This is a genomic window from Nocardia sp. Root136, assembly GCF_001427185.1.
GTDB classification, from domain to species: Bacteria; Actinomycetota; Actinomycetes; order Mycobacteriales; family Mycobacteriaceae; genus Nocardia; species Nocardia salmonicida.
The window spans coordinates 187,224-198,890 of sequence record NZ_LMFE01000002.1; the positions used below are offsets into that span (position 1 = coordinate 187,224).

The following is an 11,667-nucleotide window of genomic DNA, read 5'->3' on the forward strand; positions in this document are numbered from 1 at the left end:
AAGGGTCCCCTCACCCCCTCGGAAGGACCCATGTCGAAGTTCGAGAACGTCTCCGTCAGCAAGAAGGCCAACGTCTACTTCGACGGCAAGTGCGTCAGCTACAGCCTCGAGTTGCCCGATGGCGCCTCGGTGTCGGTCGGCGTGATCCAGCCGTCGTCGCTCACCTTCTCCACCAACGCTCCGGAGATCATGGAGCTGGTCGCGGGTGAGGCCAACGTGACGTTGGCCGGTACGACCGAGGCCATCACCTACCGTGCGGGCGAGTCGTTCAAGGTCCCCGGCGACAGCTCGTTCGACATCGAGGTCGTCGACACCATGCACTACGTCTGCTACTACGGCTGACAGACCCGGAGCCGGGGCGACCATCTCGGTCGCCCCGGATCGCCGGATCTACTTCACAAGGAACTCGTCCTTGTACAGCCGGTTGGGCCGCGGGGCGGTAGCCTCGCTCAATTCCACCTGAAAGTCACTCTCGCGCTTGGTCCTCGGTCGGTAACTGCCACCGAAGGTGACCATCACCGACCCGCCGACACCGGTCGTTCCGCGAGCCGACGTCGTTTCCCGGCCGGCGTTGAACACCGTCGCCACATCGCGTCCGTCGTTGCCGACAGCGATCTTGCCGTCATGGAAGAACTGCACGAAGGTCCCGTTGTCCGCGCCGACGGTGGCAGCCACCGTGTGGCCCTTCTCCGGGTCGAGCTCGAACTCCGCATCACACTGCTGACGCCGATCCACGGGACCGGGCTCACCGAGCGTGCGCCCGATTCCGAGCAGCACAGTCTCGCCGAGAGCGTTGTGCCGCTCGCGACCTTCTTCGGTCCACAGGTGGGTGGTCGACCAAACCTTCACGCGCCCGTCATCGAAAAGCGACACCCGGTCGTCGGTGCCGTTGCTGATCAGATATTTCGCACTGTTGGGGGCCATACCACCCATCTTCCTCGCTTTCGCGCGCCGAGATCACCCGTTCGGGTGAGTCGATCGCCCAAAACGCGCTACATGCCAGGTCAGAAGCTTTTGTGCGGTACACCAACGGTAAGACCACCGTCCACAACGAACTCCGCGCCGGTCGAATACGAGGACTCGTCGGACGCCAGATACGCCACCAGCGCCGACACCTCATCCGGCTCGGCCGCCCGCGCGAGCGGAATCTGCAGGAAGTCCGCGGGAATCCCCTCGGTCATCGGCGTGGAAATAAGCCCCGGATGCACCGAATTCACCCGAATCCCCTGCGGCGCGAGCTCGAGTGCCGCCGACTTGGTGAGCCCACGCACCGCGAATTTCGTCGCCGTGTATCCGTGCAGACCCGGACTACCCCGCATCCCCTCCACCGAGGAGATGTTCACAATCGACCCGCCACCAGCGGCTTTCATCGCCGGAACAGCCGCCTGCATCCCGAGAAACGTCCCGGTCAGATTGATATCGATAATCCGCTGCCACTCGTCCAACGCGAAGTCCACCAACAGATTCCCATTGACGATCCCCGCGTTGTTCACCAGCACATGCAGCCCACCGAACTCCTCGACCGCCGCCGCCACAGCCCCCGCCCACTGCTCCGGCTCACGAACATCGAGATGCCGATACACCACCGCATCCCCGAGTTCCTTTGCCACCGCGGCGCCTTCGTCATCGAGAACGTCCCCGATCACCACGGACGCCCCCTCGGCGACAAACCGCCGAGCATGCGCCGCCCCCATCCCCCGAGCCCCACCACTGATCACCGCAACCTTGCCGGCCAACCGTCCCATGTCCGCATACTCCTTCGTCGAATCGAATCCCTCACACCGTATGAGGAGGCTCGCTCGAATGGGCAGTATTGCTAGAACACGTTCCACTTTTGCTCAGCGGGCGGCGGCTCGCTCCCAGGCCGACCGCGAGCTGAAATCAGCAGGCGATGTTGGCCGCGCCCGACGACTTGAACGAAATATGCACGTGGTCATAGTGATTCTGCGTCGGGCTGCCGCGATCCTCCATGTAGGACCAGCCGTTCCCGTCGTTGTAGCGCTGCTGCCAGATCACATAGGTGACACCGAAGCGCGCCTTGTTGGCCAGGACGAAATCGGCGATCGTATTGCCCAACGCGGCGTTCGATGTCATGACGTCGAGCGCTTGCCCCGCGCCGTGGTCACCGTCGTAGCGACCGTGCGCACCACCGATGTCGGCGACCCCGAACATCTTCTGCAGCAGATTGCCGACCTGAGCCACATGCGGCAACGTCCCGTTGAACTCCGTCCCGCACAGAACCTTGACCTTCAGCGCCGACAAGGCGGCCAGCTCGTCATCGGCCCTGACAATCGGCCCTGGCTGCGGCTCATCGTGCATCGGCGCGGCGGCGATCGGGTCGAGTTCGATGGCCGAAGTCGACAGCGGTTCGACCGAAGCCACTGCCTCGACCTCCCCCGCACCCGGCCGCATCACCATCATCAACATGCCGGGAATGGTTGCCGCGAGACTGCATACGGCCAGCGGCATGCGGCTCTTGGGAGCCGACGGTTTGCGATGCGAAGCAGTCACGATGTAGATCACCAGTCGTTGTCGAGAACAGGTCACTGTAAGATTACGAAACGGTCGCGGAAATGTCACGCCCAGACGCACACTACACAGTCGGACCAGCATCTATCACCCGAAGCGATCTCGCAATCCTTTCGCCGCGTGTCGTTATCAAGACGGCCTGTCGCGACGCCTGGCACGTCAGCTGTCGCTCACGTCACTGGTTCGCCCCGTCGACATAACAAGGATCGGGATCCCGCGCCTCGCACGAACCCATCGCTCCTCGCTGCGATCCCACTATCTGAGCGGCTTGTGCGCAGTCGGTGTCGAGCTGCCGACGCGCCCGATCACCTTGTTCACCGCGCAGGCGGTCCAGTGCGGTCGGTCCGCATTCGCCTACCCTCCGTCGGCCGGATTTCCCACCGCTGACGAGCGCCGCGCCAATGTCGGTGCCCCTTGCTACTTTTCGTGCATTCGATCTCCACGAGCTCAGCGAGGACGCATGACCGCCGAAACCACCTATCTCGAACTGTCCGACGACGCGGGCTCCTCGCACAAGTTCTACGAGGTAGTCGTCACCGGAACGAACGTCAATATCCGCTACGGCCGCATCGGCGAGCAGGGAACGTCCAAAGCGAGCTCCTTCGCCACCGAGGACAAGGCGAAGTCGGCCGCGCAGAAGAAGATCGGCGAAAAGGTGCGCAAGGGCTACGCCCCCGCAGTCATGGGCGCGCGCGAACGCCGCACCGTCACCCGCCGCAGCATCACCAGCCAGCGCTCCACCGCCAAGTCGGCCCCCGTGCTGTGGCGTTTCGACTCCGGCGCCGCCGCCTTCGGCATCTTCGTCGACGAGCAGCGCTGCTGGGTCGGCAACGAGGACGGCGAGGTCTTCACACTCTCCCCCGCCGGCGTCGTCACCAACAGCTACAGACTTCCCGACGCGGTCAAATGCATCGTCGCCGACGACTTCTGGATCTACGCGGGCTGCGACGACGGCCGCGTCTACGACCTGTCCGGCAAAGTCCCCCGCGCCGCCTACGACGTCTCCGCCGACGATGTCTACTGGCTCGACATCCACGACGGCATCCTCGCCGCCTCCGACTCCGCGGGCGGCCTGACCGTCATCGACCACGAAGAGGAATCCCTCTGGTCCGCGCGCAGCAAGGGCAACTCCGGCTGGATGGTCCGCGTCGACCCCACCGGCGTCTACCACGGCCACAGCGCCGGCGTCACCAAGTACCACCTGGAAACCGGTCGCTCCCAGTGGAATTCGTCCACCCGCGGCGCGGTCCTGTTCGGCTGGCAGGAATCCGACACCGTCTACGCGGGCACCTCCCACAACCAGGTCGAGGAAATCACCAAGCAGGGCACCGCCACCCGCACCTACCAGTGCGACGCCGCCGTCTTCTCCTGCGCCGCCTCCCCCGACGGCCGCTACGTCTTCGCAGGCGACTCCCACTCCTCGGTCTACTGCTTCGACGCCACCGGCACCCGCCTGTGGAAACTCGCCACCGGCTGCGGCTCCGCCTACTCCATGCAGTACCACGACGAAAAGCTCTACCTGGTCACCACCTCCGGCGCCCTGGCCTGCCTGGACGTCAGCGAATCCGCCATCCGCGACGCCGACCAGGGCGTCCTCCCCACCACCCGCTCGGTGAAAGCCCCCGAATTCTCCGCCGTAGCCCCCAGCACCACCCTCGAACTCACCACCGACGTCGGCACCGGCGTCATCGTCGAATGCCTCCAACACGGCGACTCCCTCCGCGTCCACGTCATCTCCCCCGGCTACGACCCCGGCTGGAACGTCCAATTCCCCCGCGACATCCGCCTCGCCGGCGCCCGCTATGTCGTCGACGCCGTCTCCGAATCCGCCCGCGGCGGCTTCTACCGAGTCCGCGGCGACATCCGCCGCCTGGGTTGAGTCGGTGAACTGACCACGGAAACATGCTCGAGCTGGCCTATTTCAGGAACAGCAAGCCCACGCAACATTCGCACTCCGATACCGACCTCACGACTGACAGGATGACCGTCCTGCGCTCGAAGTCTGGCGCGGGTGAGTTTCGCCAGCGAACCTCACCCGCGGCAGTCCACCCGATAGTCGAGCCCGAGTCGTGGTCGATCCGTTTCGGATGAAACCGCAATCCATGAGATGTTGGCTGCGGCGGGCTGCGTCCCCTGACAGGGTCCGATACAGCTCAGCTTTGGTCGCCGATTCCTCAGATTTCGCCCGTATCCGGGTTCAACGCCGCCAAGGTGACAAAGATCGGCACCTTTGGATCCGCCGCGATCCCCCGCCCGCGCAGAAACGCATCGATCATCCCCCACACCAATTCATGCACCCTACTCACGAATTCACCGGAATCCGGCTCCGTGTCACTCAACCACAGGTCGGTCAGCACGATCATCACACCGACGATCGCCCGCGCCAGATATTCGATCCCCTCGGCATCCAGGGGAATCGAATCCGCCACCGCCCGAGCCCTTTCCGCGAAGCGACCCGCCACCGCGCCGGCGAGGTCGTACTGACCCGTCACCCCCTCCCGATTGGCGCTCGTCTGCGTCAGGAACCGGAAAACGTTGGGGTGGGCAAGAATTCCGACGGCATAGTCGGTGAGCGCACGATCGATGGCGGCGCTGGGCGGCTGCAACAGCAGGGTCAGGTCGGTTCCTGTCGCGGCGAACGCCGAGTCGGCGAATCGTGTACCGATGGCTGCGTAGAGGTCACCCTTGTCGGTGAACTGCCGATACAGCCGCGGCTTCGTGATCCCAGCCTCGACCGCGAAAGCATCCATACTCGGATAAGGCCCGTCCCGATCGAGCACCCGAATCGCTGCCTCGACGATCACATCCCGGCTCACCGGCGGAGGTCGTCGGTTGGCGCGGGTCACGTAAGGCACGATACACGTACCAGCAGTACTGTCAGATTTTTCCACAAAGCACGTCCCAAAGGCTCTTTACAGAAGGCATCGCGTACCGGCAGTATCGTTGCTCGTACCGGCAGTACGAACTTCCGGACAACGTATCGAAGGAGACGGTCCGTGTCGGATGCCCTGCGCCAACTCACCACAACACTCGGCGCCCCACCACCACCCGACTTCGCCACCCTCACCCCCGACGAGCTGGCACTCCTCGACAACTACGTCCGCGCCGCCCTCGACCACCGCAAGGCCGCCCTAGACGACGCCCTCGACTCCGGCATGCGCCTCATCCCCCGCCTGGCCCGCCCCGCCGTGAAGAAGGTGCTCGGACTGTGACCGCGACCCACCACACCACCGTCGAACTCACCAAACTGGCCCGCGTCCTCAACCGCGACCCCGCCGACCTGGCCTTCCTCGCCACCCTCCCACCCACGGCCCTCCGCGAATTCCGCGACCAGATCACCGATCTCACCGCCCGTCGCGAAGCCCGCCGCATGCAGCGAGTCGGCGCCGCCGCCAAACTGGTCCCCGCCCCCATCGCCGCCAAGATCACCGAAGCCGCCTTCGGCCCCGTCCTTGCCGCCGCGCTCGCCGGCTCCGTCGACCCAGCCCGCGCCGTAGCCATCGCCAGCGCCCTCTCCCCCAGTTTCCTAGCCGACGGCACCCTCACCCTCGACCCCCGCCGAGCAGTCGAACTGATTGCCCAGGTCCCCGGCCCGATGGCAGCAGCCGTCGCCAGCGAATTGATCAGCCGCGGCGACTATCTGACAATGGGCAACCTCGCAGGCTCGGTCCCCGACTCGGTCCTCCGCGCAGCCCTCCCCCACGCCTCCGACCTAGACATCCTCCAGGTCGGCTACTACCTCGAGGAAACCTCAGCAGCCGACCGCCTCCTCACCATCGTCACTGACCGAGTCCCCGGCGTCATCCGCGCAACCCACGACGCCGACGAATGGCCCAAAGCAATCACCCTGCTAGCCCTCCTCGGCCCCACCGAACGCTCCAAACTGGCCAACGTCGTAGCCGCCCAAGACGACGAAGTCATCGACGGCCTACTCGCCGCAGTAGAAGAAGTAGACGCCTGGGACACCCTCCTCCCCGTAGCAGCAGGCATGGCCCCCCAACCCCTACAACGCCTGGCCCAACGCCCAGCCATGCAAAACCCCACCCTCCTCACCAAAATCGCCGACCTAGCCCTAACCCAAAACCTCTGGCTCTCCCTACTCCCCCTAGCCACCCACCTCTCCCCCACCCAACTCCACACCGTCGCCGCCCGAGTAGCCACAGAACCCGACGACTCCCTCACCACCCTCATAGAACAAGCCCACACCGAAAGCCACTGGCCCACCCTCCTCCCCGTGGCCCTCGCCCTCTCCACCCCAGACCGCGAACGCCTAGCCGCACTCCCGGTAATGCACCGCCCCGCCTACCTCACCGCCGCCATCGAAGCCACCGCCACCCACAACCTCTGGCCCGAAGCCCTCCCCCTCCTCAACGACCTCCCCACCACCACCCACGGCACCCTCGCCACCACCATAAACGCCCTCACCGACAACGAATTCCTAGCCGCAGTCCAAGCCGCCCCCGTAGCCGATTGCAGCGCAACCCTGGTACAAATCCTTCTCCGCCAAGACTTCTCCGCTCGATCCCGCTCTCTGACCCTCATCAACAAAGCCGACAACCTGGGAACCCTTATCGACGCCATCACCACGCGAGATCCCGCCATCTGGCAAGGCTTGTCCGACATCCGCACAGAAATCCCCGAACAACTCCGCGGCCTGCTCGCCGCGCAGGCGACTCGATGCGGTCAACCAGAACTCGCGGACACCCTGACTGCCACCTGATCGTCCAGGGACCCGCCACCATCCTCACAACGTATAGTCGTGACGGACGCTCGTTCGGGGCATACATTGCGGGACAGCATGTTCCGCAGCGAAGCAGGGGGCCGGATGTCTACAGTCGACGACAGGATTGTGCTAGCAGCAGGCTGGTTGCACGCCAACCTTGTCCGCGTCGACGATGCGCACGCAGGGTGGGGTTGGTCGCCCGATGTGTCCCCCAACCCCCAGGACACAGCCGAAGCCGTCTGCGCGTTGACTGCCGCGCGAGCACACACACCGGTCCATCTCCTAGCCCCGGCCTATGACGTGCCGGAGCCGTCCAGCGTGACGTCCCTGCTACGCCTGGGCACCGTCACCCACGCCACCCAGGGCGAGTGGACGTTCGACTCGCCTGTCGACGCGGCCTGGCGCTTGCGCGCACTCGTCGCGCTGAGCGCGGGTGGAGTCTTCCCCGACGTGCACCCCTATCGCCAAGCCCTCCTCACCGCACAGGACCCGCATTCGGGCGGTTGGACCATGTCCGACGGGCTTGCCCCCGTTTCGGTCACGTCTACTACGGCAGCGATCCGAGCACTGCTGGAACTCCCGGACACTGACGCCGAAGCAACCATCGCAATCCGCCGCGGCTGCGACTACCTCATCAACGCGCTCCTACATGACGATCCGCAAGCGACCACCAACTTCGCGACCGCAAAAATTGCGTGCCTTCTCGGTACCGGGCCACTCGCGGAAATGGGCAATCCCCGCATCGCACGAGCGCATGCGCGGGCGGTCGACCATGTACTGCACTATTTGGAATCCGCCCCAGGCACCCTCGAAGAAGAGCCGATCCGTCGCGGCAACGTCACCCAGACGTGGTATCACGCAACACTTCCACAATCGATCATGGCGCTGTCGACTTCACGAAAGCAGTTGATCTTCCACCCGGCATTCCGCAGCGGCTTCACCGAACTGCTGGATTACCAGCAACTTTCGCCGACCCACCGCGACCACGGCGGATTCAAGACCTCACGTGGCGGCATCATCACGTCCTACGCAACCGCCCAATCAATCCACGCCTTGATCCAGGTGAACGCCGAAGTACGTCAGCGAGTCAACCCCGGCACCGTTTTCGACATGCTCTGCGACGCCAGCAGCAGCCACCACACCGACCCACAGAACATCTCTCCTTCGAAGTTGCCTCCGATCCGGATGAACAGCTCAGCAGGAGCGGCCATCTTCGGCATGGGTCTCGCAGCAGGACTTACCATCATTTTTCTGGCGTTGATGTTCGATGACGGCACCCTGGTCCCGCTGGGAAAGCCAAGCAGCCGTGCCCTCATTTACTGGGGCACGGCCTTCATCTCGGTCGGGCTCTACTGCTGGGCAGCAACCCGATTCCACCGCCTCGCAAGGGGAAAGATGGTTTCTCTTGTCGCCGCGATCTTCACCGCCGGAATCTTTCCCTTTTTAGCCTTCTTGTTGACGTAGAGCCGCTTGCCGGGCGGCGTCCAAGCTTTAAAACGCACCAAGTTTCACAGCACTAGCATTCCTGGTCCTCGGGGAGCGCTTCAATTACATCTTCCAATTTCTGAAGGTCCGAACGAAGGTCAGACTCCACAGGCAGGACGGCCAGATGCACGTACCGGTTTCGACGTTCTCTCAATTCCATGATCTTGCTATACAGCAGCTCGCCGATAACTCCCCTGTCAATAAGACTGCGGGCGAGGACCTGAAGCACTGACGAACCATCCAAATCTGGCGCCAGATTGCGGAGTCTGTTCTCGAGATCATTCCACTCGACAATGAATCGGAAGAATAGATCCCCAATAGCCTCGGGTTCCGAATTAGATCCAGAGCCAGCCTGTGCCGAACGCAGGATGCGAATGCGCGAAGCATCCTCGTTCACCAGGGATTCCAGCACTTGATCTGCCAAGGTTTGTTTTACTAGGCCAGTACTCAATCCAGACAGGTACGGCGCGATGCGGCTCGGCGAATTCAGATCCAGCCGTATCAGGAAGCGATGCAAAATCTCGACAGCACCGACCTCCGGCGCCAACGCCGTGCGTCGACCCCCATCACGCACATGTCCGAGAAGGTGCGCTGCCAAATCGTAATGCGTATCAAACCTCTGTCCGGCAACGTCAGTTCGACGTTGCCCAGCAAATTGCATGCGCTCCAACGCCATTTCACCTGCATGAACCAATCCATTAAGCTGATCGAGTAGTGAATATTCCTCAACCGAGAGTTCGCCTTGGAGCGGCTTGTAGGCGAGATCGTGTTCGACCTCCGACCACGCGTGCATGAGAACCGACGCGACCTGTACCTCGACCCGAACGCCAACACATCGAGATTCCTCTTCCGTTAGATCCCCCGGAGCCAGACTGACACGATAATGCGTGGCCGAATATCCTGGAAACCGTGCCTGATAGCTATCGTGTCCAACTGATCGCTTACCTTCGTCCTGCGGAAAGGTTCGCCTCGGTTCGAGTATGCTGAACTTCCTGGTGAGAACACGGTCGACGCGGTCCCGTTCGGCAGGAAAGTACACCGCAACTCGCACTCCTGCCAGGTCAGCGATGTCTGCGATAATTTCATCGACAGTTTTGTAGTTCTTTGATTCATTTCGTTGAACGCATTTTTCACGAAGACGATCTGATGCCTTTGCCCGGTGAGTAACGATGCAGCGCACTCCAACTTCCTGTAAATCACGCCGCAATCGTTCGGCCACAGAACGCGCAGCTGTGTCATATAGGAAATACTCTCGGTCATAACGTGCGATGAATTCGTCAATTATCGCCACACCCACCACCAATCAGCCATCGATGCTCACTCAGATATGTGCCGAACGCCCGACCAGGCTACTACAATCTACCTGGTCCCGTTGGTCAACGACGGAAGATGAGATACCGAGAGGTCTTGCAAGACAATAGATTACACACTCTAACCGCAGCAGTGACCTCCACAGCAGAGTACCGGATCCAAGCCCTCAGCTGGTCCCAGGGCGCAACGCTATGCGAACGGTCAGCCGGTCGCGACCGCTCTGATCTGAGCGGCCAGTGCGATTACGCGTCGATCCTGCTCACCATATCGAATCGCCATCTGGCTGTGGAGCTTCTGCAGTCGCCGCACAGCACCACGCGCGTCACCGGTGCGAGAATCACAGCGCGCCAGTTGCTGCTGGCAGTACAACACCCTGTCGTTATAGGGTCCCCGATCATCGGTCAGGTGAACAATCAGAGTGGTGTACAGGTCGGCCGCGGCCACGTGGTCGCCAGTCTCGAAATAGAGGTCAGCGAGGCGCGTTCGGGCATCGACAACCTCGGGGTCTTGCGATCCGAGAACGGGGGCGACGGCGTCAACCACCGTCGCCAGTTCGTTGACCGCGTCTGGACCAGTGAGCACGCGAGTACGTTCTATCGCCTGCCGAAGACCGTCCCTGCCATGACCTTCCGCGACAGTAGCCAATGTGTCCTGCCGATCCGGCCATCCGGACTTTGCCGTCGACTCTTGTTCATCCCCCTCGGCCGCACCGACTGCTATCGCGTACATGAGTGCAGGCTCGTTCAGTCTGTTCACTTCCGGCAGCGACCCGAGTCCGGCAGCGTGCCGCACAAGACCACCGTGTACCACCGACGCGTCCGGCGGTCGTTGAGCGGGAGACTTGGCGAGCATGCACATCAGCAGCTCTGCCATATCGGACGGAACGTCGTCGCAGAGAGACTCAATCTCAGGCGCAGGCCGATGAATTTGGTTCTGCCAGACGACAAAGGGCGTGCCACCGGTCATCACGCGCTTGCCGGTGAGCAGTTCGTGCAACACCAGCCCGAGTGAGTACAGATCAGTTTGTGGGACAACAACTTTGCCCTCGACCTGCTCGGGCGCCATATACGCCGGGGTGCCGAGCGTGGTCCCCGTGGTGGTGTAGCGGGTCACGTCGGTGTCCAGGACCACGGCAAGCCCGAAATCCAGGACCTTCACCGTCCCGTCGGGACACAGCATGAGGTTCGACGGCTTCAGATCACGATGGTAGATCCGGTGCCGGTGAGTGGCAGCGAGCACTGCGGACGTTTGCGCTCCCAGCGCGGCCACGACACCGAACGGCAGCGACCCGTGGTTGCTGAGCAAAGCGTCGAAGGTGATGCCTTCGACAAATTCCATCACCAGATAGGGCCGTTCGGGACTGCCTGGAACGACGCCCGCGTCGTAGATGGTCGGCAGTCCGGGATGACTCGAGCGCGCCATCGCCTCGGCCTCCCGGAAGAAGCGCTTGGTCCAACCAGGGTCACTAAGGCTCGGTTGCGTGAACTTCACGGCAATCCGACGTTTGAGGGTGCGGTCGAATCCTTCGTAGACCAGCCCCATCCCGCCGGACCCGATCTGCGCGAGGAGCTCATACCGGTCCCCGACTACATGCGGTTGCACGGCAACGCCCCCCGTCA

At 63.0% G+C, this 11,667-nt stretch carries 11 protein-coding genes; 5 read left to right on the forward strand and 6 right to left on the reverse strand.

The features are described from left to right. Positions 1–30: 30 nt before the first annotated feature. On the forward strand, positions 31–342 hold the full coding sequence (gene ppnP / locus ASD42_RS14720; protein WP_056816685.1) for a pyrimidine/purine nucleoside phosphorylase: 312 nt from the start codon (positions 31–33) through the stop codon (positions 340–342). A 48-nt stretch (positions 343–390) separates the two neighbouring features. Here the strand turns inward: ppnP and ASD42_RS14725 are convergent, their stop codons facing one another. The 3 genes from ASD42_RS14725 to ASD42_RS35705 form a co-directional block, all read right to left on the reverse strand. Beyond that, positions 391–924 carry a hypothetical protein gene (locus ASD42_RS14725; protein WP_062991977.1) on the reverse strand — a complete coding sequence of 178 codons (534 nt, stop codon included), beginning with the start codon at positions 922–924 and terminating at the stop codon, positions 391–393. A gap of 80 nt (positions 925–1,004) precedes the next feature. Continuing rightward, positions 1,005–1,745 carry a glucose 1-dehydrogenase gene (locus ASD42_RS14730; protein WP_056816690.1) on the reverse strand — a complete coding sequence of 247 codons (741 nt, stop codon included), beginning with the start codon at positions 1,743–1,745 and terminating at the stop codon, positions 1,005–1,007. A gap of 136 nt (positions 1,746–1,881) precedes the next feature. Next, positions 1,882–2,511: a hypothetical protein gene (locus ASD42_RS35705; protein WP_327152902.1), complete on the reverse strand. Its 630-nt coding sequence runs from the start codon at positions 2,509–2,511 to the stop codon at positions 1,882–1,884. Positions 2,512–2,989: 478 nt separating this feature from the next. Between ASD42_RS35705 and ASD42_RS14740 the strand changes: the two genes are divergently transcribed. Next, positions 2,990–4,408, forward strand: coding sequence for a WGR domain-containing protein (locus ASD42_RS14740; RefSeq protein WP_056816693.1), 1,419 nt, complete (start codon positions 2,990–2,992; stop codon positions 4,406–4,408). A 295-nt stretch (positions 4,409–4,703) separates the two neighbouring features. On the opposite strand, the gene ASD42_RS14750 is transcribed toward ASD42_RS14740, so the two are convergent. After that, on the reverse strand, positions 4,704–5,375 hold the full coding sequence (locus tag ASD42_RS14750; RefSeq protein ID WP_063893641.1) for a TetR/AcrR family transcriptional regulator: 672 nt from the start codon (positions 5,373–5,375) through the stop codon (positions 4,704–4,706). A 150-nt stretch (positions 5,376–5,525) separates the two neighbouring features. Here ASD42_RS14750 and ASD42_RS14755 point away from each other — a divergent pair, with 150 nt between their 5' ends. From ASD42_RS14755 to ASD42_RS14765, 3 genes are all read left to right on the forward strand, one after another. Beyond that, positions 5,526–5,741 (forward strand): hypothetical protein, encoded by a 216-nt coding sequence (locus ASD42_RS14755; protein WP_056816701.1) that lies wholly within the window; start codon positions 5,526–5,528, stop codon positions 5,739–5,741. After that, entirely contained in the window at positions 5,738–7,249 is a 1,512-nt protein-coding gene (locus tag ASD42_RS14760; protein ID WP_056816705.1) for a hypothetical protein, read from the forward strand. Before ASD42_RS14755 ends, ASD42_RS14760 begins: the two co-directional genes overlap by 4 nt. 105 nt (positions 7,250–7,354) lie before the next feature. Continuing rightward, positions 7,355–8,716 carry a hypothetical protein gene (locus tag ASD42_RS14765; protein ID WP_156677470.1) on the forward strand — a complete coding sequence of 454 codons (1,362 nt, stop codon included), beginning with the start codon at positions 7,355–7,357 and terminating at the stop codon, positions 8,714–8,716. A 52-nt stretch (positions 8,717–8,768) separates the two neighbouring features. Here ASD42_RS14765 and ASD42_RS33470 read toward each other — a convergent pair whose 3' ends face one another. After that, positions 8,769–10,028, reverse strand: a complete 1,260-nt coding sequence (locus ASD42_RS33470) for a RelA/SpoT domain-containing protein (RefSeq protein ID WP_063893642.1) — start codon at positions 10,026–10,028, stop codon at positions 8,769–8,771. A 221-nt stretch (positions 10,029–10,249) separates the two neighbouring features. Continuing rightward, on the reverse strand, positions 10,250–11,650 hold the full coding sequence (locus tag ASD42_RS14780; RefSeq protein WP_056816717.1) for a serine/threonine-protein kinase: 1,401 nt from the start codon (positions 11,648–11,650) through the stop codon (positions 10,250–10,252). Between the last annotated feature and the right edge of the window lie 17 nt (positions 11,651–11,667).

What these genes read in the sequence shown, in the direction of transcription:
- ASD42_RS14765 (WP_156677470.1), top strand. Translation starts at nt 7,355, where the DNA reads ATGTCTACAGTCGACGACAGGATTGTGCTAGCAGCAGGCTGGTTGCAC.
- ASD42_RS14730 (WP_056816690.1), bottom strand. Translation starts at nt 1,745, where the DNA reads ATGGGACGGTTGGCCGGCAAGGTTGCGGTGATCAGTGGTGGGGCTCGG.
- ppnP (WP_056816685.1), top strand. Translation starts at nt 31, where the DNA reads ATGTCGAAGTTCGAGAACGTCTCCGTCAGCAAGAAGGCCAACGTCTAC.
- ASD42_RS14740 (WP_056816693.1), top strand. Translation starts at nt 2,990, where the DNA reads ATGACCGCCGAAACCACCTATCTCGAACTGTCCGACGACGCGGGCTCC.
- ASD42_RS14725 (WP_062991977.1), bottom strand. Translation starts at nt 924, where the DNA reads ATGGCCCCCAACAGTGCGAAATATCTGATCAGCAACGGCACCGACGAC.